The sequence below is a fragment of the Streptomyces sp. NEAU-sy36 genome, from assembly GCF_013423905.1.
Taxonomy (GTDB): Bacteria; Actinomycetota; Actinomycetes; order Streptomycetales; family Streptomycetaceae; genus Streptomyces; species Streptomyces misionensis.
Genome location: NZ_CP058977.1, coordinates 4,685,504 through 4,707,539, shown reverse-complemented (window position 1 = coordinate 4,707,539; position 22,036 = coordinate 4,685,504). Strand labels below are relative to the sequence as shown.

The window sequence follows — 22,036 nt, the reverse complement described above, 5'->3', positions numbered from 1 at the left end:
CGGTACGCCCGCGCTCCGGCGGTCCGATCAGCCCACCCGGCGGGGAATCCCCAGCGGGTTGGCGTCCTGGAGCTCGGGCGGGAGCAGTTCGTCCGGCCAGTCCTGGTAGGCGACCGGGACCAGCCAGCGGTCGATCGCCGTGGCCCCCACCGAGGTGTGCAGCGAAGCCGTCGTCGACGGCCACGGGCCGCCGTGATGCATGGCCCGGCAGACGGCGACGCCGGTCGGCCAGCCGTTGTGGACCAGGCGGCCCACGCGGTGCCGCAGCACCGCGGCCACCCGGGCGGCCGCCGCCGCGTCACCGGCCGTGGCGTGCACCGAGCCGGTGAGGCTGCCCGGGAGGGCCGCCAGTACCTCGGCCAGCGCGTCCGGGTCCGGGTACGTCACCACCAGGCCGGCCGGGCCGAAGCACTCCTCGGCCAGGGCGTCCAGACGGTCGGCGAAGGACGTCAGGGAACACCGCCACACGCGCGGAGCCACCGCGAAGGAGTCGTCGTTCGCGTCTCCGGAGGCCAGCGGGACGAGGCCGGCCGACTCGTCCAGTGCGGCGACCCGGGCCCGGTACCCGTCCCGGATGCCGGCCGTCAGCATGGCTCCGGTCGTGGTGGCGGCGACCGCGGCGGCGACGGCGTCCGGCAGCGGGCCGTCCTCGGGGACGAACAGCAGACCGGGGTTGGTGCAGAACTGGCCGGTGCCCAGGGTGAGCGACCGGGCGTACCCCTCCGCGATCTCCCCGGTGCGCCGCGCGGCGGCGTCCGGCAGGACCACCACCGGGTTGACGCTGCCGAGTTCGCCGTAGAAGGGGATCGGTTCGGGGCGGGCGGCGGCGAGATCGAACAGGGCCCGGCCGCCGGACTGCGAGCCGGTGAAACCGACGGCCTTGACGGCCGGGTGGTTCACCAGCGCGGTACCCGCCTCGAAGCCCGTGACCAGGCCGAGGACGCCGTCGGGGGCGCCGGCGTCGCGCAGCGCCCCGGCGACGACGCGCGCGACGGCGACCGAGGTCGCCGGGTGGCCCTCGTGCGCCTTGACCACCACCGGGCAGCCGGCCGCGAGGGCGGAGGCGGTGTCACCGCCCGCCACGGAGAAGGCGAACGGGAAGTTGGAGGCGCTGAACACGGCCACCGGACCGATCGCCTGCCGCATCCGGCGGATGTCGGGACGCCCGGCGGCCGGGTCGGCCGGGGTGAGGACGGCCTGCACATGGCCGCCGTCGCGCAGCACCTCGGCGAACAGGCGCAGCTGGCCGCTGGTGCGGCCCACCTCGCCGGTCAGCCGGACCTCGCCGAGCGCGGTCTCGGCGTCGGCGACCGCGACGAGTTCCGCGCGGGCCGCGTCCAGCGCGTCGGCGGCGGCGTCGAGGGCCGCGGCCCGGTCGGCGGCGGGCAGCGCGGACCAGAGGGGGAAGGCCCGGGCGGCGGCGCGGGCCGCGGCGTCGACGTCCTGCGCGGTGGACACGGGGACCGGGTCGCCGACGGGCTCACCGGTACGCGGGCTGATGCCCCGCAGCGGGGCGGTCGTGGTGTCGGTCATCGGATCGGTCGAACCTCCGGGTCGTACGGGGGGATTCGGGGGGAGCCGCGGTGCGGCGGGCCGTGGCGGCGGGTGCCGTGTCAGTCGTCCGCGTCCGCGTCGAGTTCGGGCGAGCAGAAGGCGCCGCCCAGATAGATCTCGTCCAACGGGTCGTGCCGGCCCTGGAGTTCGGCGGCGAAGCGCTCGGCGTCGTCCCGGGGCTCGTAGCCCAGGGCGCGTGCCTCGTCCAGCGAGAACCAGCGGCGGGTGTTGTCCGAGACGCCCCACACCACGCGGAAGCCGGGCGAGGGCGTGGCGATGAGCGCCTCCATCAGGCGCGCGCAGTCGTCCGGGGACAGCCAGGTGGCCAACTGGCGGGTGGCGATGGGGGTTTCGAAGCAGCCGCCGATGCGGACGCAGACCACGTCCAGGCCGTAGCGGTCGTGGTAGAGGCTGCCGAGGGCCTCGGCGGCCACCTTGCTGACGCCGTAGTAGGTGTCGGGCCGGGGGAAGAGGTAGTCCGGTGCCTCGCCCTCGCCCCGGGGGTGGAAGCCCACCGCGTGGCTGCTGCTCGCGATGATCACCCGGGGCACGCCGGCCCGGCGGGCCGCTTCGAGGACCGTGCGGGTGCCGTTGATGTTGATGTCGAGGATGCGGTCCCACGGCCCCTCGACGCTCAGGCCGCCGAGGTGGATGACCGCGTCGGCCCCGGCGAGGGCCGCGCGCATCCCCGGCAGGTCCGTGACCGACACCCGCACGCACTCCACGTCCTCGCCCTCGGCCGCGGCCGGTACCGGCGCCACGTCCAGCAGCCGCAGGGTCCGGCCCTTCCGGGCCAGCCTGGGGCGGAGCAGGGTGCCGACCCCTCCCGCGGCTCCGGTGATCACGATGCGCTGGGTCACTCGCCCCATCTCCTCTCGGCGGCTTCTAGCCGTCTTGACCGTACTCCTGGCCGAGTCTTACAGTTCGAAGGCAGGTTCGCAAATGTGGAGGCTGTCTACATATGTAGACGACGGAGGAGTGCCAAGTGCCCATGTTCGACGGCGTGCTGTTCTTTCCGGTGACGCCCTTCACGGCGTCCGGGCAGGTCGACCGGGAGGTGCTCGCCGAGCATCTGCGCCGCGGCCTCGCCGCCGGTCCCGGAGGGGTCTTCGTCGCCTGCGGTACGGGCGAGTTCCACGCCCTGAGCCCCGAGGAGCACGGCGAGGCCGTGCGCACCGCGGTCGAGACCGTGGCCGGCCGTGTCCCGGTGTTCGCCGGTACCGGCGGCCCGCTGCCGCTGGCCCGCCGGTACTCGCGTGTCGCCCAGGACGCGGGCGCCGACGGCCTGCTCCTGCTCCCGCCCTACCTGGTACAGGCCCCGGCGGCCGGACTCGCCGCCTACACGCGGCAGGTCGCGGACGCCGCCGACCTGTCGGTCATCGTCTACAACCGCTCCAACGCCCGCTTCGACGCCGCCACCGCCACCGAACTGGCCCGCCACGACAAGGTGGTCGGCCTCAAGGACGGGGTCGGCGACCTGGACCGGCTCTCGCGCATCGTGACCGCGGTACGGCACGAACTCGCGGGCACCGCCAAGCCGTTCCAGTTCTTCAACGGCATGCCCACCGCCGAGGTGACCGTCCCGGCATACCGCGGCATCGGCGTGGACCTGTACTCCTCCGCCGTCTTCTGCTTCGCCCCGGAGATCTCCAACGCCTTCTACCAGGCGGTCGAGAAGGGCGACCGGCACACGGTGGAGCGGTTGCAGCGGGAGTTCTTCCATCCGCTCGTGGCGCTGCGCGACCAGGTGCCGGGCTACGCCGTCTCGTTGGTCAAGGCGGGCGTGCGGCAACGGGGCCTGGAGGTCGGCGGGGTGCGCGCCCCGCTGGTGGACCCGGCCCCCGAACACCTCGACGCCCTGCGCCGGATCACCGACGCGGGCCTGGCCCTCGTGGAGGACATCGCCCGATGAGCGACGCGATCCGCATCACCGACGTCACCGTGACCCCCGTCGCCTTCCGCGACCCCGCCCTGCTCAACGCCGTCGGCGTGCACGAGCCGTACGCGCTGCGCGCCGTCCTGGAGGTGCACACCGACCAGGGGATCACCGGTCTCGGCGAAACCTACGCCGACGAGGGCCATCTGCGCCGGCTGCGGCAGGCCGCCGACGCGCTGGTGGGCCTGGACGTCCACCGGCTCGGCCGGATGCACGCCGTGGTCGCCGCCGCGCTCGGCGGGGACACCGGCAGCGACGGGCACGGCCTCACCGGCATGATCACCACCAGCAGCACGGTGGACCGGGTCTTCTCGTCCTTCGAGGTCGCCTGCCTGGACATCCAGGGCAAGGCGGCCGGGCGCCCGGTGTCCGACCTGCTCGGCGGCGCCGTGCGGGACCACGTGCCCTTCAGCGCCTACCTGTTCTACAAGTGGGCCGGGCACCCCGGTGACGAGCCCGACTCCTGGGGCGAGGCGCTCGACCCCGAGGGGATCGTGGCGCAGGCCCGCCGCATGATCGACCAATACGGCTTCTCGGCCCTCAAGCTCAAGGGCGGTGTGTTCCGGCCCGAGGAGGAGATGGAGGCGGTCCGCGCCCTGCGCGAGGCCTTCCCCGACCGGCCGCTGCGGCTCGACCCCAACGCCGCCTGGACGGTGGAGACCTCCCTGAGGGTGGCCCGCGAGCTGGACGGCGTCCTGGAGTACCTGGAGGACCCCACGCCGGGGCAGGAGGGCATGGCCCGGGTCGCGCGCGAGGCGCCGATGCCGCTCGCCACGAACATGTGCGTGGTCGCCTTCGACGAACTCAGGCCCGCGGTGGCCCTGGACGCGGTCCAGGTGGTGCTGTCCGACCACCACTACTGGGGCGGTCTGCAGCGTTCGAAGGTGCTCGCCGGGATCTGCGACACCTTCGATCTGGGCCTGTCCATGCACTCCAACTCGCACCTGGGCATCAGCCTCGCCGCGATGACCCATCTGGCGGCGGCCACGCCGAACCTGACGTACGCCTGCGACACCCACTGGCCCTGGAAGACCGAGGAGGTCGTCGCGGCGGGCGCCCTGGAGTTCCGCGACGGCTCCGTCGCCGTGCCCACCGCGCCCGGTCTCGGCGTCGAACTCGACCGGGACGCGCTGGCCCGCCTGCACGAGCAGTACGTGTCCTGCGGACTGCGCAACCGCGACGACACCGGCTACATGCGGCGGATCGACCCGTCGTACGAGAAGAAGGTCCCGCGCTGGTGAGGGCCCCGGCGCCGGGCCGGTGAGACCGGTGGTGCCCCCTCGTCCGGACGGCGGGGCACCACCAGCCGGCCGCGCGTCAGCGGATGCCGTTGCGGCGCAGGGTCTGGGCCAGGGCCGCGGCGTGCCTGCTCACCGCCTCCGCCACCCGCTCGGTCTCCTGGTCCGTGGCGTGGTCCAGCGGGATCGAGCAGCTGATCGCGTCGGTGGCCGGGATGCGGTACGGCACCGCCGCGGCGACGCAGCACAGTCCGGGGGTGTTCTGCTCGCTCTCCAGTGCCCAGCCGCGGGTGCGCGTCCGCTCCAGTTCCTCCCGCAGCGCCGGGCGCCGGGTGACGGTGTGCGGGGTGAGCGCGTCCAGCCGCTCCGGCAGCAGTCCGTCCACCTCCCGCACGGTCAGCTCGGCGAGCAGCGCCTTGCCGAGGGCCGTCGCGTGCGCCGGGAGCTGCCGGCCCACGCGGGAGGTCAGCCGACGGGAGTCGGTGGCCTCACGGGTGGCCAGGTAGATGACGTTGGAGCCGTCCAGCCGGGCGTAGTGCGTGGTGTAGCCGACGTCCGCGCGCAGCTGCTCGATCTGCCGCACCGCGTACGGCAGCGCCGGGTCCCGGTCCAGGTACGCCGTTCCGCACAGCAGGGCACGCGGGCCGATGCCGAAGCCGGCCGCCTCGCCGCCCTCCTCGACCTCGATCCACTTGAGCCCCACCAGGGTGCGCAGCAGCGCGTACAGGCTGGAACGCGGGTATCCGGTGCGCTCCTGCAGCTGGCCCAGTGTGAGCCGCTCCGGGGAGGCCGACAGCACCTCCATGATCTGGACGGTGCGTTCCGCCGACTTCACCGGCCCGCGGGCGCCGTCGCCCGTCTCCGTCATTGGCTCCACCCCAATTCACCTGTCTCTCCCCGGCCATCGCGCCGTCCCCGAACGCCGACGGCGCCCCTCGCCGTACCGGAGGCGGGGCGTCCCGCCCGTCGCGCCAACGAAAACTTCCCGAAACATTGACCGCCCCTGTACGCCAGGCTAACGTGCGCGCAGAAAAGCATGGATGAGAACTGAGTCTACATATGTAGACGGCGTGGTCAAGTCGAGCTTTCGTCCATGCATGGAGGTCCGGGCCCCGGCGCGCCGACGCTCCGCCTCCGCCCCCTACCGCTCGCTACTGCCGACGCGCCGTCGGCATCGAGGAGTTCGCATGGCTTGGCCGGACTGGGTGGCCCTCGGTGGCTACTTCGTGGTGATGCTGCTGATAGGCGTCTGGTCGCACAGACGCGTCAACGACGTGAGCGACTACTTCACCGGCGGCGGCCGGATGCCCTGGTGGCTGTCCGGCATCTCGCACCACATGTCGGGGTACAGCGCCGCCGTCTTCGTCGCCTACGCGGCGGTCGCCTACAGCTACGGCATCACCATCTACGTCTGGGCGTTCCTGCCGCTCGCCGTCGCGACCGGTGTCGGGGCCTGGCTGTTCGCCCCGCGCTGGAACCGGCTGCGCCGTCGCTACCACGTGGCCTCGCCGCTCGAGTATCTGTCCCGGCGGTACAACGTCGCCACCCAGCAGGCGCTGGCGTGGAGCGGCGCGTTGCTCAAGGTCTTCGACGTCGCCGCCAAGTGGGCCTCGGTCGCCATCCTGCTGAACGTGTTCACCGGAGTCTCGCTCAACATCGGCATCCTGATCACCGGCGTCGTCACCCTGGTCTACTGCACCGTCGGCGGTCTGTGGGCGGACGCCCTCACCGACTTCGGCCAGTTCGTCATCCAGGGTGTCGCCGCGCTGTCCATGGTGATCGTCACCCTGGACCACGTCGGCGGCTTCTCCGGCCTCGGCTCCCTCTGGGACCGGCTGCCCGACGGTCACACCCACCCGCTGGTGGGTCCGTACACGGCCGGCTTCCTGACCGCGTACGTGGTCGTCAAGCTCTTCGAGTACAACGGCGGCATGTGGAACCTTGCCCAGCGCTACATGGCCACGGACTCCGCCCCGGCCGCCAAGCGCTCGGCCGTCCTGTCCGCGGTGCTCTACCTGATCTGGCCCGCCGTGCTGCTCTTCCCGTCCGTCGTCGGGCCGGTGCTGATGCCGCACATCGCGGACCCGCAGCAGGTGTACGCGCTGATGGCCGAGAACCTGCTGCCCGCCGGTCTGGTCGGTCTGACCCTGGCCGGCATGTTCTCGCACACCATGGCGATGGCCTCGTCGGACGCCAATGCCATCGCCTCCGTGGTCGTCCGGGACATCATCCCGGCCGTCGCCCGCAAGGGCCGGGGGCTCGGTGCCAGGACCGGACTGCTCGCCGCGCGGGTCTGCACGGTCTCGTTCATCGCGGTGAGCATGGTGGTTGCCATGGAGGCGAAGCACTTCGGCGGCCCGCTGGGCATCATCACCGCCCTCGTCGCCGCGGTGATGGGACCGATCTCCATCCCGATGCTGCTCGGCCTGCTGCCGGCGTTCCGCCGCTGGGGCTCCCTGGCCGCGCTGATCTCCTGGGCGTGCGGCCTGGCGGGCTTCGTCGTCGTGAAGTACGTCATGGACAGCACCGACCAGACGCTCACCATCGCGACGCCGCTGGTGACCTCCCTCGCCCTGTACCTGGTCGTCGGCCTGGTCTTCCCACAGCCGTCCGCGGTCGCGGACGAGATCACCACGGCGGTGAGCGGCACCGACGCCGTTCGGGCGCCGACGGGCCCCGCGGGCCCTGCCGGGGAGTCGCTGGCCGCCGCGGCCGACTGACCCCGCCCGACGGGGCGTCGGCCCCACCGCCCGGTCCTGCCCCGGCCCTCGGTCGCCGTCCGGGGGCCGCCGAGCGCCGGGCGCGGCCGGACGGCCGGGAACCGCCGGTGAGGAAAGGTCAGGTTCCGGGGCGGGTGAGGTCTTCCACGTCGGGTGTCCCGGTGACGGCGGCGACCGCGCTTCGCAGGGCGTCGGCCAGCCGGCCGGCCTGTTCCCGGGTGTACCAGGCGCGGGGCTGGACGAGGTCCAGGCAGACGGCTTCGCGGTGGCGGGTGACGAAGAGGGTGGGGAGCGGGCCGGGAGGGATGGTGAGGACGGACGGGCGCGTGGCGGTCAGTCCGTCGGGCAGCACCGGGGGAGCGCAGTGGTGGGTCACGTTGCTGACGGCCACGGTGAGGGCGGCGGAGGCCAGCCGGCCGAGCATCCGCGCGGTGGCCAGGTACTCCAGTTCGGCGTGCCCGGCGCCGAGGGAGTCCCGCACCTGACGGCTGATCTGCCCGGCGAGGGCGCCGGCCGGCGTTCCGGGGCCGACCAGGGCGGTGGCGGAGGTCGTGGAGGCGGCGAAGGCGAACTCGTCGGCCGGCAGCGGGGGACGCAGCCGTGACCGCAGGTCGACGGGGATCAGACAGCTCTGCCGCAGCGGGCCGTCGTCGGGCGGCAGCAAGCCGCGGACGGCCGTCATCGCCAGGGCGCAGACGAGGCTGTTGACGGTCGCCCGTGCACGGCGTGCCTGCTGGATCAGCGACCTGGTCTGGTCGGCGGACAGCACGAACCGGTGGCGGTGGGCTCCGTGGGCCGGGCCCGGACCGCCGTCGCGGGCGGCCCGCGGCACCAGGGCGGCCGACGGCGACGCGTCCAGCCGTGCCGACCACTGGGTGGCGTAGGCGGCGATGTCCGCGGCGCCGTACCGCTGGTGGAGCCGTTCCTCCACGGGCCGGGGCAGCTCACCGGGTGCGGAGGCCCTCGTACCGGCCCCGTCGGCGAGTTCCCGGCAGATCGACCACAGCCGTCTGTGCAGCGCCATCAGGCAGGCGCCGTCGCTGACGGCGTGCCAGGCGAGCAGGGTGAGGGTGTGCCGGTCCGGGGCGTCACGGTGGAGCAGGACGCGCAGCACCCGCTCGCCGGGCCGCAGGAAGACCGCGTCCTGCGGTGCCCAGCCGTCGGGCGCGAGATCCAGGCCGACGGGCGCGTCGGCGAGGTCGCGCCGCAGCACCGGGCCGTCGGGTCCTTCGACGATCCGAGCCGCGAGCACGGGCGTCCGGCGCGACAGTTCGTGGACGGCGGCCCGCAGCAGCTCGACGTCCAGGCGTCCATGCACCGTCCAGCCGACGGCGACGGGGTTGCCGGCCAGGACCATCGCCGCCTCGCTGGGCGCCAGCGCTCGTTCGAGGATCAACTCCGCCTCCCGTGCTCGTTCCCGGCACCGGCCGGCCCGTGCGCCGACCGGTGGGAGGGAAGTCGACCACGGCGCCGGCCGCGAGGGGAGGGGTCATGCCCCGCGCACGGTCGCGCACCGGCCGGGTCGGCGCGGTACGTGTCAGGGGTGCGCTATCTCGGTGGTGACCTCGTCGTACCGGACGAGATGAGGGGTGAAGGAATAGGAGGGGTGTCTGTCCTTCAGCCGCGCCGTGGCGTCGTCGAGATACGCCCACATGTCGGCGGGGTCGGCGTCGACGCCGAACGTCGCGTCGTTCAGCACCTCCATGTCGGGACTGGAGACGTACGCCACGTACTTGAGGGTCTGGCTGCCACCGGCCATGGTTGTCACGGTCTCCTTCGAGGTGTTGTGCGGTGTGTTCGTGTCCTTGCCGCCCGCGGTCTCGGCTGCCTGCGCCGTGCCGGGCGCCGTGAGAAGCGCCGACGCGGCGACTGCGCCCGTGGCGCCCAGGACGGTGCGCCGGGAAATGTCTGACACGGTCCTCCCCCTGCCTCCCCGAGACCCTCCTCGCGAGGGCCCGGGGCCGACGTTACAGCGACGGCTGCGCCGTGGAAGGGGGATTTCGAGGGCCGGGGAACTCCTGGACGGTCCCGGGGAGCCGGTCCGTCGGCCCGTGCCGCGCGGGCAGCGGGAGCGCCGCAGCGGTGCAGCCGTTGGCGCGCAGGCCCGGCACACCTCGGGCCGTCCGCGTCGGGCGGTTCCCGGTGACCGGTCGAAGCCCTCGCCCGAGACCCCGCCGCGGCCCCTCACGCCGGCCGTGCTCCGCCCCGACGGGGAGGGTCCTCGGCCGTATCCCTCTCCAGCGGCCCCTCGGCCTCGCCGGACGGATCGGCAGGGCCCGGTTCCGGAGCGCCGGGGCCGGGGCGGCCGGGCAGCCATCGGGCCGCCACGGCACCGCACGCGCAGAGCCAGCCCGTCGCGAACAGCCAGCCGCCCACCACGTCGGTGAACCAGTGCACGCCCAGGAAGACCCGGGTCAGCCCGACCGCCACCGCCCAGCAGGCGGCCAGCGCCATCAGCGGCCCCCGGCCGCGCGGGGCGCGCAGGTACAGCGCCGCGATCAGCAGCCCGGCGGTCATGGCCGACGTGGTGGTGTGCCCGGAGGGGTACGACCAGCCGGAGGCGAGTGCCTGCCAGTCCGCGTGCGGGGGCCGGGCCCGGCCGACCAGGGCCATCACGCCGTACCGGGCGACCTGCCCCAGGACGAGGCAGCCCAGCGCCAGCGGCACGGCGGTGCCCCGCTGCCGTCGCGTACGGGCCGCGATCACGCCCGCCACCACCGCGAGGGCGTACGGCACGACCCCGGTGCCGGTGTCGGTCAGCCCCCGCGCCACGGCCGCCGCCACCGGCGGCCGGTGTGCGAGGGACCAGGCGTGCAGGCCCCGGTCGGGGGCCAGCGGGGCGCCGTGGCCCAGGACCACCAGCACGGTCAGCGCGGCGAAGGCCGGCCAGGCGGCCAGCCCCACGAGGCACTTGCGGCTCACCGGACCGAGCACGCCCGGAACACTCCTCGGCACGCGGCGGACCTCACAGCGTCTCCTTCGCCGCCCTGCGCGAGCGCAGCACCTCCGCGGCGAGCGGGACGAGGGAGATCACGACGATCAGGGCGATCAGCGGCAGCAGGTACTTGTCGACGTTCGGGATCGAGGAGCCGAGCGCGTACCCGCCCAGGGTGAGGCCGAGGCTCCAGACCAGGCCGCCTGCCACCTGCCACACGGTGAACGTGCGGGTCGGCACGCCGAGGGCGCCCGCCATCGGGTTGAGCACCGTGCGCACCACCGGCACGAACCGGGCCAGCACGATCGCCTTCGCGTGGCCGTACCGCTCCAGCAGCTCCTCCGCGCGGCGGGCGCCCTCGCGCAGCTTCGCCGAGCGGGTGCGGGCCAGCAGCGCGCCGCCCGCCTTCCGGCCGATCAGGAACCCGCACTGGGAGCCCACCAGCGCGCCGAGCGCCGCCGCGACCAGCAGCGGTCCGAGCGAGAGGTGCAGCCCGTGCTCGGCCGAGCCGGTGCACAGCAGGCCCGCCGTGAACAGCAGCGAGTCCCCGGGCAGGAAGAACCCGATCAGCAGACCCGTCTCCGCGAAGAGCACCACGCCGACGCCGAACACGCCGAAGGCGGCCAGCAGCGAATGGGCGTCGAGCACGTTGACCGCGAGCTGCGATGCCAGATGTGGGGGAGTGGCCATCGCCGCACGCCCTTTCCTTCGACTTGCTTCGACAACATGTGACTACACATTTGTAGACGGTAGCCCGTCGTGCCGACGAACACGGACAGGGGTTCCTGCCCGGCCTTTGCCCGGCGATTGCCGGTTGATGACCGGATGCCTACGAACGGGTGGTCATCATGGTCGCGAAGGTAAGGCATGCCTTCGCTAAGTTACTGGGAGGGCCGCCAGGCATGTGGGACGACGCGTTTCCGAGTTTCCTGATCGGACTGAGGGAGGGACTCGAAGCCGGACTCATCGTCTCCATCCTGGTCGCGACACTGGTGCGCGCCGAGGCGCGCTCCCGGCTGCCGCAGGTGTGGACCGGCGTCCTGGCCGCGATCGCCGTGGCGATGAGCTTCGGCGCCGTCCTCACCTTCACCGCCGCCTCCATGCCGCAGACCGCCCAGGAGGCCTTCGGCGGCACCCTCAGCGTGATCGCCGTCGCGTTCGTCACCGCCATGGTGTTCTGGATGCGCCGCTCGGCCCGCAACCTCTCCAGCGAGCTGAAGCAGAAGGTCACCGGCGCCCTCGCCATGGGTTCCGGAATGCTGGTGCTCACCTCCTTCCTCGCCGTCGGCCGCGAGGGCCTGGAGACCGCCCTCTTCCTGTGGACCACCGCCCAGGCGGCCGGTGAGTCGGCGGGCCCGCTGACCGGCGCCGCCATCGGCCTGGTGCTCGCGGCCGGCCTGTGCTGGGGCCTGTACCGCAGGGTCCTCAAAATCAACCTGACGAAATTCTTCACCGCCACCGGCGTGGTCCTCATCGTGATCGCCGCCGGCGTGCTCGGCTACGGCCTGCGCGACCTCCAGGAGGGCGGCGTGCTGCCCGGCAGGACGGCCTACGCCTTCGACCTCGCCGGCAGCATCGACGCGGGCTCCTGGTACAGCACCCTCGTCCAGGGCGTCTTCAACCTGATGCCCACCATGACCTGGCTCCAGGTCGTCGCCTACGTCGGCTACCTCGTCGTGGTGATGGCCCTGTTCGTGCGCGGCGTGCGCGCCACCGCTCCGAAGCCGAAGCCCGAGCCCGCCGAGCGGCCCGCCACCGAGGCGCCCGCCGGCCCGCGGCCCCGCACCGGGCGCCGCCCGGCCTGGGTGGTCCCGGCCGCCGTGGTCGCCGTACCCGCCGTGATCGCGGCACTGGTCGTCGCCCTCGGCCGGCCCAAGCCCGCCGGGGACCAGACCGTCGCCGTCTCCGAGACCGACTGCGGCAGGGGCTTCACCGCGCCCGCGCCCGGCCGGCAGACCTTCCGGATGCGCAACACCGGCCGGCAGGCCTCCGAGGTCTACCTGGTCGACCCGTCCACCAACGCGGTCTACGGCGAGATCGAGGGCCTCGCCCCCGGCACCACCCGCGACCTCGTCGCCACCGTCGCGGGCGGCACCTACGCCTGGCGCTGCGTCCCGGCCGGCGGCAAGGCCGTCACCTCCAAGCCGGTCACCGTGCGCGGCGGCGGCGCGGCCAAGCCGGTCACCCCCGTCTCCGAGCAGGACCTCGCCGGCCCCCTGAAGGCGTACAAGGCGTACGTCGCCCACGGCCTGGACACCCTCGTCGGCCAGACCGGCACCCTCCGCCGTGACATCGAGGGCGGCCACCTGGGCAAGGCCCGCACCGACTGGCTCACCGCCCACCGCACCTACGCCTCGCTCGGCGCCGCCTACGGCACCTTCGAGGACTTCGACAAGAAGATCGACGGCCGCGCCGACGGCCTGCCCGGCGGCGAGCACGACAAGGACTTCACCGGCTTCCTCCGTCTGGAGTACGGCCTGTGGCACGGCCAGTCGGCCAAGGAGCTGACCGGCCCCGCCCGGCAGCTGGACACGGACGCCGCCGGGCTGCGCAAGGCATTCCCGCGTCAGGACTTCGACCCCGGCGACCTGCCGCTGCGCGCCCACGAGATCCTGGAGAACACCCTCCAGTTCGAGCTGACCGGCGACACCGACGAGGGCAGCGGCACGAACCTCGCCACCGCCGACGCCAACCTCGCCGGCACCCGCGAGCTGCTCACCGTCCTCGAACCGCTGCTCACCAGTCGCTCGCCCCGGCTGCTGCCCACCGTCGACGCCGACATCGACCGGGTGCACAAGCTGCTGGACGCGGCCCACGACGGCGGCCACTGGACCCCCGTCGAGAAGCTTCCCGCGCCCGTCCGGCAGCGCCTCGACGGGGCCACCGGCCAGCTGCTCGAGGACCTGGCCCCCGTCCCGGACCTGCTGGAGATCCGGAAGTCCGCCTGATGACCACCGCGCACCCGCACCCCGAAGGGAACCCGCCCATGCCCACCGCCGACACGCCGTCCTGCCCCGTCGGTCCCGCCCGCCGCTCCTTCGTGCGCACAGCGCTGGGCGCCGGTGCCGCCGGGGCGGTCCTGGCAGGCGGCGGTTTCGCGCTCGGCGAGAGCGGCGGCACGGCCCAGGCGGCGGCCGCGGGCCCGGACGGCCGGGCGAAGGTGCCCTTCCACGGCGCCCACCAGGCCGGGATCGTCACCCCGCAGCCGGCCGCCGCCGCGTTCGTCTCCTTCGACGTCATAGCCGACGACCGCAAGGGCCTCACCGACCTGCTGAAGACCGTCACCGAGCGGGCCCGCTTCCTCACCTCCGGCGGCGCCCCCGCCGACCTCGGCGTGGGCGCGCCGCCCTCCGACAACGGCATCCTCGGCCCCGAGGTCCCGGCGGACGCCCTCACCCTCACCCTCGGCGTCGGCCCCTCGCTCTTCGACGACCGCTACGGCCTCGCCAAGGCGAAGCCCGCCCGGCTGGTGCCGATGCGGACCTTCCCGAACGACAACCTGAACCCGGCCGAGTGCCACGGCGACCTCTCCCTCCAGATCTGCGCGCAGAGCCAGGACACCGTGCTGCACGCCCTGCGCGACATCGCCCGGCACACCCGCGGCGCGATGCAGATCAAGTGGCGCATCGACGGCTTCCAGAACGCGCCGCGTCCCACCGGCGCCCAGCGCAACCTGCTCGGCTTCAAGGACGGCATCGCCAACCCGGACGTCAACTCCGCCCGGGAGACGAACAAGCTGATCTGGGTCGGCGACGGCCAGGGCGAGCCCGCCTGGGCCACCGGCGGCAGTTACCAGGTCATCCGGATCATCCGGATGCTGGTCGAGTTCTGGGACCGGGTCTCGCTCACCGAGCAGGAGAAGATGTTCGGTCGCCGCAAGGACACCGGCGCCCCGCTCGACGGCGCCAAGGAGACCGACGTCCCCAACTACGCCAAGGACCCGCACGGCAACGCCATCCCGCTGGACGCCCACATCCGCCTGGCCAACCCGCGCACCGCGGCGACGGACGGCTCGCGCATCCTGCGCCGCGGCTACAACTACGACCGGGGCGTGGACAACGTCGGCAACCTCGACATGGGCCTGGTCTTCTGCTGCTACCAGCAGGACGTCAAGCGCCAGTTCGAGGCCGTGCAGACCCGGCTGATCGACGAGCCCCTGGTGGACTACATCTCGCCGACCGGCGGCGGCTACTTCTTCGCGCTGCCCGGAGTGCGCGACAAGGAGGACTGGCTGGGCCGGGGCATGTTCTTTGCCTGACCCGCCGCCTCCTGTCGCGCCACCGTCCCGTACGCCTCTACCGCTCCCCCTGTCCGGGGGAGCGGTTTTTCCCTGTTCTTGGCGCTTTCCTGCCCTCGGCTTTTTCCCGTCCATGGGAAAGGCCTGCCGCCCCCTTTACTGCACATCAATTGCAAGTGCGGGAGTATGGCACAAGGCTGCGGTGCGCGGCCGCCCCCATCCCTACGACGTGAGGAACGACCTTCCCGATGACGGCCGCCCCCGGTTCCGCTCCGCCCCTCCCCGCCCAGGCCGACGCCAAGCCGTCGGCCTGGCAACGCGTCCGTGGTTCCATGACGCGCCAGGAGTGGACCAGGGTCGGCTCCATGGCCGCCTTCGTGCTCGCACTGCACGTCATCGGCTGGGGCACGCTGGTCGGCATCATCGCGCCGCAGCACTTCAGCGTCGGCAGCACAGCTGCCGGAAAACCGGCGGCCTTCGGCATCGGCATCGGCGTGACCGCCTACACGCTGGGCATGCGGCACGCCTTCGACGCCGACCACATCGCCGCGATCGACAACACCACCCGCAAGCTGATGGGCTCCGGACAGCGCCCGCTCTCGGTCGGCTTCTGGTTCTCCCTCGGCCACTCCAGCATCGTCTTCGGCCTCGCCCTGCTGCTCTCGCTCGGCATGAAGGCCCTGGCCGGGCCGGTGCGCGACGACGACTCCCACCTGCACCAGGTCACCAGCCTCATCGGCACGACCGTCTCCGGCGCCTTCCTCTACCTGATCGCCGTGATCAACCTCGTCATCCTGGCCGGCATCTGGAAGGTGTTCCGCCGGATGCGCACCGGCCACTACGACGAGGCCGCCCTGGAGGCCCAGCTCGACAACCGGGGCTTCATGAACCGCCTGCTGGGCCGGGTCACCGGCTCGATCAGCAAGCCCTGGCAGATGTACCCGCTGGGGCTGCTGTTCGGGCTCGGCTTCGACACGGCGACGGAGATCGCCCTGCTCGTCCTCGCCGGCTCCGGCGCCGCCTCGGGCCTGCCCTGGTACGCCATCCTCACCCTGCCGGTGCTGTTCGCGGCCGGCATGGCGCTGCTGGACACCATCGACGGCTCGTTCATGAACTTCGCCTACGGCTGGGCGTTCTCCAAGCCGGTCCGCAAGGTCTACTACAACCTCACCATCACCGGGCTGTCCGTCGCCGTCGCCCTGATCATCGGCTCCGTCGAACTCCTCGGACTGCTCGCCGACAAGCTGGACCTGCACGGCTTCTTCTGGGACTGGATCTCCGGCCTCGACCTCAACACGGTCGGCTTCGTCATCGTCGGCCTGTTCTTCGTCACCTGGGCGCTGGCGCTGCTGGTGTGGAAGGCGGGCCGGATCGAGGAGAAGTGGAGCGCGGGACTCGCCGAGCGGTCCGCCGACTGAATCCGGCCCGGCGGGGTTGATCTCCCGGCTGCGGGAAACGCGGACCGTGACCGCCGTACGCGCACGGAAGGAGTCGGCGATGAGCGACCGGACCCCGATGGGGGACGACGCCTACCAGCCCACCGGGACCAACGAGGAGCAGGAGGACGCGGCGCCCCTGGACCCGCAGGACGCGATCGGCGGGCGCTCGTACGACGACATGCTCGACGAGGGCTACTCCCCGCCCGAACGCCCGCTGGGCGTCACCAAGCGCGGCACCACCGCCGCCGAGCAGCGCGAGGGCGAGACCCTGGACGAGCGGCTCCGCCAGGAGGTGCCCGACACCGACCAGCCGGCCGGCGACGACATCGGCGACCTGCCCGGCGGCGAGGGCGAACCGGTCGATCCGGAGGCGGGCGACGCCCGGGCCGGCCGTCTGGTCGCGCCCGACGAGGGCGCGCACTCCGACACCACCAAGGAAGAGGTCGCCGAGGACGTCGGCATCGACGGCGGGGCGGCGGGCGCCGAGGAGGCCGCGGTGCATGTCGTGCCCGACGACACCGAGTTGCCAGGGTAGGCCGGCGTCCGGCCCGCAGGGGACGGGACGACGTGCCGCCCCCTCGCGAACCAGGGCGGGCGGCGCCGTACGGCGCCGCCCGCCCTGGTTCCCCGGTACCCCCTAAGGCAGCAGCTTCTCGATCGCCGCAGGACCCTCCGTCTCCAGCTTGCGGCGCGCCCAGTCGAGCGTCTTCGGAGTAACGTCCCTGCCGGCCGCCATCACCAGGTCCTCCGGGGTGACGTCCTGCTGGGGAGCCGAGTGGAGCAGGGAGTCCGGAGTGCAGTGGTCGTCGGACGACCGGGACCCTCCAGGTGCGGATGTCGACATGTTGCCTCCTCCTCGGTCCGGATGACCGCATCCGTGCCGGTGCCGCCGAATGGGGCACACTCTCACCATTGCCCGCCGCGGCGCACCCTGCATCCGGAAGGCACCCCGGCGACGGGTGAGATGCGTGTGCCCACCCCATCGCGCCCCACTCGCCCATAAGCTGGATACATCGCGCACCCGCCCTGGGAGGCCGCCGATGACCCGGACGCCGTTCCCCGCGGACAGTCCCGCGGGCCCCCGCTATCTGCCGATCGCCGAGCACGGTCTCATCGGCGACCTGCGCAGTGTGGCCCTGGTCGGCAGCAACGGCACGATCGACTGGTACTGCTCGCCGTCCTTCGACTCGCCCAGCGTCTTCGCGGCCATCCTGGACGCGGAGCGCGGCGGCTGCTTCGAGCTGGCCGCGGCCGTCCCGGCCCGCACCAAGCAGTTCTACTTCCCCGACACCAATGTGCTGATCACCCGGTTCTTCACCGAGGAGGGCGTCGGCGAGGTGCAGGACTTCATGCCGGTCGACGTGCAGGAGGGGCGGCCCTGCGAGTCGGTCCGGCACCGGCTGATCCGGCGCGTGGTGTGTGTGCGCGGCCGGGTGCCCTTCCGCGCGCTCATCGCGCCCCGCTTCGACTACGGCGCCGCCCCGCACACCGTCCGCGACCTCGACGGGGTCCTGCTGTTCGAATCCCCCGAGCAAGGGCTCATGCTCACCACGACCGTGGCCGTGGAGTGCGACGGCCGTGACGCGCGCGCCGACTTCAAGCTCGGCGAGGGCGAGACCGCGGTGTTCGCCCTGGACCAGGCCGGCGCAGCGATCGCCCCGCGCGGCTGCGCCCACGCGGAGGCCGAGCACGAGTTCAACGCGACCGTCGCCTACTGGCGGCGCTGGCTGGCCCAGTCCCGCTACCGGGGCCGCTGGCGCGAGATGGTGCACCGCTCCGCGCTCACCCTGAAGCTGCTCACGTACGCCCCCACCGGTGCCATCGTCGCCGCCCCCACCACCAGCCTGCCCGAGCAGCTCGGCGGCGAGCGCAACTGGGACTACCGCTATGTGTGGGTGCGCGACGCGGCCTTCGCCGTCTACGCGCTGCTGCGGCTCGGCTTCAGCGGTGAGGCCGAGGCCTTCATGCGGTTCCTGACCACGCACATCAGCCCCGGCGACGGCGCCGCCTCCGGCCCGCTGCAGATCATGTACGGCATCGACGGCCGCGCCGAGCTGCCCGAGCGCGAGCTGCCCCATCTGGAGGGTCACCAGGGCTCGGCCCCGGTCCGGATCGGCAACGCCGCCGCCGACCAGCTCCAGCTCGACATCTACGGCGCCCTGATCGACTCCGTCTACCTCTTCGACAAGTGGGCCCAGCCCATCTCCAGCGATCAGTGGGACGACGTGTGCCAGCTGGTCGACTGGGTCTGCGAGCACTGGGACCAGCCCGACGAGGGCGTCTGGGAGACCCGCGGCGGGCGCAAGAACTTCCTGTACTCGCGACTGATGTGCTGGGTGGCCGTCGAGCGCGCCATCCGGCTCGCCAACCGGCGGGGCCTGCCCGCCGAGCTGCCCCGCTGGCGGGCGACCCGGGACACCATCTACCGGCGGATCATGGACCGCGGCTGGTCGGCGCGCCGGCAGGCCTTCGTGCAGCACGAGGACGGCGACGTCCTGGACGCCTCGGTGCTGATGATGCCGCTCGCCAAGTTCATCGCCCCCACCGATCCCAAGTGGCTGTCCACCCTGGACGCGCTCACCGCGGAACTGGTCTCCGACTCGCTGGTCTACCGCTACGACCCCCTGGTCAGCCCGGACGGGCTCCGCGGCGACGAGGGCACCTTCTCCATCTGCTCCTTCTGGTTCGTGGAGGCGCTGGTGCGGGCCGGCCGCCTGGACGAGGCCCGGCTGGCCTTCGAGAAGATGCTCACCTACGCCAATCATCTCGGCCTGTACGCCGAGGAGATCGGCCGTACCGGAGAGCAACAGGGGAACTTCCCGCAGGCGTTCACCCATCTGTCGCTGATCAGTGCCGCCTTCAACCTCGACCGCGCTCTCGGCTGACCCGGCCGCGGCCGTGTGTCCGCAGGTCGCAGGGGTACCCGGGGCTGCGAAAGGCGACCGACAGGGTCGACAGAAGGAGGAGACCCCGTATGACCAGCACCAGTGAGACCGGCCAGGTCACCGGCACCCGGGACAAGGACTACAACCTCATCTGGTACGTCGAGTCGTGCCTGAACAACGCCCTGCGGCTGGAGACGTACATCCAGGACGCCGAGCGGGACAAGGACAACGAGGTCGTGGAGCTGTTCCGCAAGGCCCAGGCCGACAGCCGCAAGGGCGCGGAACTCGGCAAGCAGCTGCTGCGCTCGCGGCTCAGCGCCTGACCGGGCCGCCCCGCCGGGGCGCGACCGGACCTTCGGGGCGGGCCCACCGGGGCCCGCCCCGTCGTGCGCTCAGGCAGCGCCGGCGTACCCGCGCGCCCGCACCAGCTCCTGGGTGAGCCGGGTGAAGGCGCGCGTGGCGGCGCTGCGGTAGGCGTCGGCGCGGCCGAGGAGGGTGACGGTGCGGGTCGGCAGGGCCGGGTCGAGCGGCACGGGCGTGAGGCGCGGGTGGTCGTGGGTGATCGCGTCCGGCAGGACGGTGGCGATGGAGGTGCGCTGGACGACCTCGGTCAGGGCCTGGATGGAGTTGGCCTCGACGGCGATGCGCGGGCTGACGCCGTGCCGTTCCAGATAGGCGTCGATGTGGCCGCGAGTGGCGAAGTCCCCGCTGAGCAGGGCGAGTCGCCGGTCGGCGAGGGCGCGTACCGGCAGGGCGGCCGGTCCGCCGGTGCCGGCGTGCCGTGTGCCGGTGACCAGGGTGAGCGTCTCGGTGAACAGGGCGGTGGCGGTGATGCCGGGCAGGTGGGCGCCCTGGAAGGCGATGCCGAGGTCGAACTCGTCGGCCAGCAGCCCGGCTTCGATGCGGTCCTGGGTCGTCTCCCGCACGGTGAGGGTGATGCCCGGGTGGCGGCCGTGCAGTTCGGCGGTGAGCGGGCCGACGAGATAGGCCGTGAAGGTAGGGGTGACCGCCAGCCGCAGCTGCCCGCGTGAGAGGTCCCGCACGTCGTGGACGGCGCGCTCGGCGGCGGCGAGCTGGTGCAGTGCGCCGCGGGCGTGATGGGCGTACGCCTCGCCCGCGTCGGTCAGCCGCACGGTACGGCCCGTGCGGTCGAGCAACTGGATGCCCAGGGTCCGTTCGAGCTGCCTGACCTGCTGGGACAGCGTGGGCTGGGAGATGTGCAGGTCCTCGGCGGCGCGGGTGAAGTTGCCGTGCTCGGCCACGGCGAGCAGATAGCGCAGATGGCGCAGTTCCAGGGCCATGCCCAGAACTATAGATGACACCAATAGCAGGGATGCCCAGTGTGTCTTGGACGCTATAGGCCGAGGTCATGCATGGTGGATTTCGCCGGGCCCCGCGGGTCCGGCCGCCATGAAAGGGAGTGACCCCATGCATGACCTCGACCAGGGCGTCGCGCGCTTCCAGCAGGACGTCTTCCCGGCCAAGCGGGAACTGTTCGCCCGTCTGGCCGCGCGGCACACGCCGCACACGCTGTTCATCGGCTGCTCCGACGCCCGCGTCGTGCCCGAGCTGATCACCGGCTGCGAGCCCGGCGAGCTGTTCGTCATCCGCACCGCCGGCAACCTCGTGCCCGCCCGCGCCCCGGGCGCCGACGGGGTCGCGGCGAGCATCGAGTACGCCGTCGGCACCCTCGGAGTGCGGGAGATCGTCGTCTGCGGGCACTCCGGGTGCGGCGCGATGACCGCCCTCGCCCACGGTCACGACCTCAGCGGCGCCCCGGCCGTCGCCGACTGGCTGCGGCTCGCCGACGCCTCGGTGGCCCGCACCGAGGGCGCCGCCGACGTGCCCGCCCTGGTACGGCAGAACGTGCTGGCCCAGCTGGCCAACCTGGCCACCCACCCCTCGGTCGCCCGCGCCCTGGCACGGCACGAGATGACCGTGCGCGGCTGGGTCTTCGACATCGCCACCGGCCGTATCGACGAACTGACCGCCGGCGCCGACGGCACCCCGCTCGCGGCCTGACCTCTCCGCCCCCTCCCTCCACCCCACTCCTCCACCGCACAAGGAGCACCCACCGTGATCCACGCCCAGTTCGACCCCGCCGCCCGTCAGGCGCTTGCCGCCGCCGCGGTCGAGGCCAAGACCCGCAAGGACCTCACCTGGCAGCGGATCGCCGACACCGCCGGACTGTCGGTCGCCTTCACCACCGCCGCCGTCCTCGGCCAGCACGCCCTGCCCGAGGAGTCCGCCCGGGCCGTCGCCGAACTCCTCGGCCTCGACGAGGACGCGGCCATGCTGCTGGCCACCATCCCCACCCGCGGCTCGATCCCCGGCGGCATCCCCACCGATCCGACGATCTACCGCTTCCACGAGATGCTCCAGGTCTACGGCACCACCCTCAAGGCGCTGGTCCACGAGCAGTTCGGCGACGGCATCATCTCCGCGATCAACTTCAGGCTCGACGTCAAGAAGGTCGCCGACCCCGAGGGCGGCGAGCGCGCCGTCATCACCCTGGACGGCAAGTACCTGCCGACCAAGCCGTTCTGATCGCCCACCCCCCTTTCCCCGGAGGCCACCATGGACTTCGTCCAGCGCACCGTCGACCTCGCCCGCCGCAACGTCGAAGAGGGCGGCCGCCCCTTCGCGACCGTCATCGTCAAGGACGGCGAGATCCTCGCCGAGAGCCCCAACAAGGTCGCCCAGACCAACGACCCCACCGCGCACGCGGAGATCCTCGCCATCCGCGAGGCCTGCGTGCGGCTGGGCACCGAGCACCTGACCGGGACCACCGTCTACGTCCTGGCCCACCCCTGTCCCATGTGCCTGGGCGCGCTGTACTACTGCTCGCCCGACGAGGTCGTCTTCCTCACCACCCGCGACGCCTACGAACCGCACTACGTCGACGACCGCAAGTACTTCGAACTGGACACCTTCTACGAGGAGTTCGGCAAGAACTGGGACGAGCGCCGGCTGCCGATGCGGCACGAGCCGCGCGCGGACGCGGTCGAGGTCTACCGGTTGTGGCAGCGCCGCAACGGCGGCGAGCGCCGCGTCGCCGGAGCCCCCACCGCCGCCTGACGGCGGGCCGGACG

At 72.8% G+C, this 22,036-nt stretch carries 21 protein-coding genes; 12 read left to right on the top strand and 9 right to left on the bottom strand.

All coding sequences use genetic code 11. The annotated features are described in order from the left end of the window. Window positions 1-27: 27 nt before the first annotated feature. Window positions 28-1,533, bottom strand: a complete 1,506-nt coding sequence (locus HZZ00_RS21330; protein ID WP_180327937.1) for an aldehyde dehydrogenase (NADP(+)) — start codon at window positions 1,531-1,533, stop codon at window positions 28-30. An 80-nt stretch (window positions 1,534-1,613) separates the two neighbouring features. Then, a complete protein-coding gene (locus HZZ00_RS21325; RefSeq protein ID WP_180327936.1) occupies window positions 1,614-2,423 on the bottom strand; it encodes an NAD(P)-dependent oxidoreductase in 810 nt (269 codons plus the stop codon). 122 nt (window positions 2,424-2,545) lie between these two features. On the opposite strand from HZZ00_RS21325, the gene HZZ00_RS21320 reads away from it, so the two are divergent. Beyond that, window positions 2,546-3,466: a 5-dehydro-4-deoxyglucarate dehydratase gene (locus HZZ00_RS21320; RefSeq protein ID WP_180333644.1), complete on the top strand. Its 921-nt coding sequence runs from the start codon at window positions 2,546-2,548 to the stop codon at window positions 3,464-3,466. Then, window positions 3,463-4,731, top strand: a complete 1,269-nt coding sequence (locus tag HZZ00_RS21315) for a glucarate dehydratase family protein (RefSeq protein ID WP_180327935.1) — start codon at window positions 3,463-3,465, stop codon at window positions 4,729-4,731. The genes HZZ00_RS21320 and HZZ00_RS21315 overlap by 4 nt, the downstream gene beginning before the upstream one ends. A 76-nt stretch (window positions 4,732-4,807) precedes the next feature. Here HZZ00_RS21315 and HZZ00_RS21310 read toward each other — a convergent pair whose 3' ends face one another. Further along, window positions 4,808-5,596 carry an IclR family transcriptional regulator gene (locus HZZ00_RS21310; protein ID WP_180327934.1) on the bottom strand — a complete coding sequence of 263 codons (789 nt, stop codon included), beginning with the start codon at window positions 5,594-5,596 and terminating at the stop codon, window positions 4,808-4,810. 319 nt (window positions 5,597-5,915) lie between these two features. On the opposite strand from HZZ00_RS21310, the gene HZZ00_RS21305 reads away from it, so the two are divergent. Further along, the gene (locus tag HZZ00_RS21305) at window positions 5,916-7,448 is read left to right on the top strand and encodes a sodium:solute symporter family protein (protein ID WP_180327933.1); all 1,533 of its coding nucleotides are present in this window, start codon (window positions 5,916-5,918) and stop codon (window positions 7,446-7,448) included. 118 nt (window positions 7,449-7,566) lie between these two features. On the opposite strand, the gene HZZ00_RS21300 is transcribed toward HZZ00_RS21305, so the two are convergent. The 4 genes from HZZ00_RS21300 to HZZ00_RS21285 form a co-directional block, all read right to left on the bottom strand. After that, entirely contained in the window at window positions 7,567-8,844 is a 1,278-nt protein-coding gene (locus tag HZZ00_RS21300) for a hypothetical protein (RefSeq protein WP_180327932.1), read from the bottom strand. A 141-nt stretch (window positions 8,845-8,985) separates the two neighbouring features. Then, the gene (locus tag HZZ00_RS21295) at window positions 8,986-9,363 is read right to left on the bottom strand and encodes a hypothetical protein (RefSeq protein ID WP_180327931.1); all 378 of its coding nucleotides are present in this window, start codon (window positions 9,361-9,363) and stop codon (window positions 8,986-8,988) included. A 269-nt stretch (window positions 9,364-9,632) separates the two neighbouring features. Further along, window positions 9,633-10,382, bottom strand: a complete 750-nt coding sequence (locus HZZ00_RS21290) for a phosphatase PAP2 family protein (RefSeq protein ID WP_180327930.1) — start codon at window positions 10,380-10,382, stop codon at window positions 9,633-9,635. A 31-nt stretch (window positions 10,383-10,413) separates the two neighbouring features. Beyond that, window positions 10,414-11,073, bottom strand: coding sequence for a DedA family protein (locus HZZ00_RS21285; RefSeq protein ID WP_180327929.1), 660 nt, complete (start codon window positions 11,071-11,073; stop codon window positions 10,414-10,416). 212 nt (window positions 11,074-11,285) lie between these two features. On the opposite strand from HZZ00_RS21285, the gene efeU reads away from it, so the two are divergent. The 4 genes from efeU (at window position 11,286) to HZZ00_RS21265 (ending at window position 16,594) form a co-directional block, all read left to right on the top strand. Then, a complete protein-coding gene (gene efeU / locus HZZ00_RS21280; protein ID WP_180327928.1) occupies window positions 11,286-13,331 on the top strand; it encodes an iron uptake transporter permease EfeU in 2,046 nt (681 codons plus the stop codon). A gap of 38 nt (window positions 13,332-13,369) precedes the next feature. Then, window positions 13,370-14,641, top strand: coding sequence for an iron uptake transporter deferrochelatase/peroxidase subunit (gene efeB, locus HZZ00_RS21275; RefSeq protein ID WP_180327927.1), 1,272 nt, complete (start codon window positions 13,370-13,372; stop codon window positions 14,639-14,641). 227 nt (window positions 14,642-14,868) lie between these two features. Next, entirely contained in the window at window positions 14,869-16,038 is a 1,170-nt protein-coding gene (locus HZZ00_RS21270; protein ID WP_180327926.1) for a HoxN/HupN/NixA family nickel/cobalt transporter, read from the top strand. A gap of 79 nt (window positions 16,039-16,117) precedes the next feature. After that, entirely contained in the window at window positions 16,118-16,594 is a 477-nt protein-coding gene (locus tag HZZ00_RS21265; RefSeq protein ID WP_180327925.1) for a DUF5709 domain-containing protein, read from the top strand. Window positions 16,595-16,696: 102 nt separating this feature from the next. On the opposite strand, the gene HZZ00_RS21260 is transcribed toward HZZ00_RS21265, so the two are convergent. Beyond that, complete coding sequence (locus HZZ00_RS21260) at window positions 16,697-16,903, bottom strand: hypothetical protein (protein WP_070023378.1); 207 nt, start codon at window positions 16,901-16,903, stop codon at window positions 16,697-16,699. Between the two features lie 196 nt (window positions 16,904-17,099). Between HZZ00_RS21260 and HZZ00_RS21255 the strand changes: the two genes are divergently transcribed. Then, entirely contained in the window at window positions 17,100-18,944 is a 1,845-nt protein-coding gene (locus HZZ00_RS21255) for a glycoside hydrolase family 15 protein (RefSeq protein WP_180327924.1), read from the top strand. 89 nt (window positions 18,945-19,033) lie between these two features. Next, entirely contained in the window at window positions 19,034-19,267 is a 234-nt protein-coding gene (locus HZZ00_RS21250) for a hypothetical protein (protein ID WP_070023380.1), read from the top strand. A 69-nt stretch (window positions 19,268-19,336) separates the two neighbouring features. Here the strand turns inward: HZZ00_RS21250 and cynR are convergent, their stop codons facing one another. Then, window positions 19,337-20,245, bottom strand: coding sequence for a transcriptional regulator CynR (gene cynR / locus HZZ00_RS21245; protein WP_180327923.1), 909 nt, complete (start codon window positions 20,243-20,245; stop codon window positions 19,337-19,339). Window positions 20,246-20,372: 127 nt separating this feature from the next. Here cynR and HZZ00_RS21240 point away from each other — a divergent pair, with 127 nt between their 5' ends. From HZZ00_RS21240 to HZZ00_RS21230, 3 genes are read left to right on the top strand one after another with little or no spacing between them, the layout of a single operon-like run. Beyond that, entirely contained in the window at window positions 20,373-20,966 is a 594-nt protein-coding gene (locus HZZ00_RS21240) for a carbonic anhydrase (protein WP_180327922.1), read from the top strand. A 54-nt stretch (window positions 20,967-21,020) separates the two neighbouring features. Further along, window positions 21,021-21,491 (top strand): cyanase, encoded by a 471-nt coding sequence (gene cynS, locus HZZ00_RS21235; RefSeq protein ID WP_180327921.1) that lies wholly within the window; start codon window positions 21,021-21,023, stop codon window positions 21,489-21,491. A 30-nt stretch (window positions 21,492-21,521) separates the two neighbouring features. Then, window positions 21,522-22,022, top strand: coding sequence for a nucleoside deaminase (locus HZZ00_RS21230; RefSeq protein ID WP_180327920.1), 501 nt, complete (start codon window positions 21,522-21,524; stop codon window positions 22,020-22,022). Window positions 22,023-22,036 lie beyond the last annotated feature (14 nt).

Excerpts from the sequence above, each read along its gene's own strand:
- HZZ00_RS21270 (WP_180327926.1), top strand. The coding sequence starts at position 14,869 with ATGACGGCCGCCCCCGGTTCCGCTCCGCCCCTCCCCGCCCAGGCCGAC.
- HZZ00_RS21255 (WP_180327924.1), top strand. The coding sequence starts at position 17,100 with ATGACCCGGACGCCGTTCCCCGCGGACAGTCCCGCGGGCCCCCGCTAT.
- HZZ00_RS21315 (WP_180327935.1), top strand. The coding sequence starts at position 3,463 with ATGAGCGACGCGATCCGCATCACCGACGTCACCGTGACCCCCGTCGCC.
- cynR (WP_180327923.1), bottom strand. The coding sequence starts at position 20,245 with ATGGCCCTGGAACTGCGCCATCTGCGCTATCTGCTCGCCGTGGCCGAG.
- HZZ00_RS21330 (WP_180327937.1), bottom strand. The coding sequence starts at position 1,533 with ATGACCGACACCACGACCGCCCCGCTGCGGGGCATCAGCCCGCGTACC.
- HZZ00_RS21285 (WP_180327929.1), bottom strand. The coding sequence starts at position 11,073 with ATGGCCACTCCCCCACATCTGGCATCGCAGCTCGCGGTCAACGTGCTC.
- HZZ00_RS21250 (WP_070023380.1), top strand. The coding sequence starts at position 19,034 with ATGACCAGCACCAGTGAGACCGGCCAGGTCACCGGCACCCGGGACAAG.
- HZZ00_RS21230 (WP_180327920.1), top strand. The coding sequence starts at position 21,522 with ATGGACTTCGTCCAGCGCACCGTCGACCTCGCCCGCCGCAACGTCGAA.
- HZZ00_RS21305 (WP_180327933.1), top strand. The coding sequence starts at position 5,916 with ATGGCTTGGCCGGACTGGGTGGCCCTCGGTGGCTACTTCGTGGTGATG.
- HZZ00_RS21265 (WP_180327925.1), top strand. The coding sequence starts at position 16,118 with ATGAGCGACCGGACCCCGATGGGGGACGACGCCTACCAGCCCACCGGG.
- HZZ00_RS21310 (WP_180327934.1), bottom strand. The coding sequence starts at position 5,596 with ATGACGGAGACGGGCGACGGCGCCCGCGGGCCGGTGAAGTCGGCGGAA.
- HZZ00_RS21325 (WP_180327936.1), bottom strand. The coding sequence starts at position 2,423 with ATGGGGCGAGTGACCCAGCGCATCGTGATCACCGGAGCCGCGGGAGGG.
- efeB (WP_180327927.1), top strand. The coding sequence starts at position 13,370 with ATGCCCACCGCCGACACGCCGTCCTGCCCCGTCGGTCCCGCCCGCCGC.
- efeU (WP_180327928.1), top strand. The coding sequence starts at position 11,286 with ATGTGGGACGACGCGTTTCCGAGTTTCCTGATCGGACTGAGGGAGGGA.
- HZZ00_RS21320 (WP_180333644.1), top strand. The coding sequence starts at position 2,546 with ATGTTCGACGGCGTGCTGTTCTTTCCGGTGACGCCCTTCACGGCGTCC.
- HZZ00_RS21240 (WP_180327922.1), top strand. The coding sequence starts at position 20,373 with ATGCATGACCTCGACCAGGGCGTCGCGCGCTTCCAGCAGGACGTCTTC.
- HZZ00_RS21260 (WP_070023378.1), bottom strand. The coding sequence starts at position 16,903 with ATGTCGACATCCGCACCTGGAGGGTCCCGGTCGTCCGACGACCACTGC.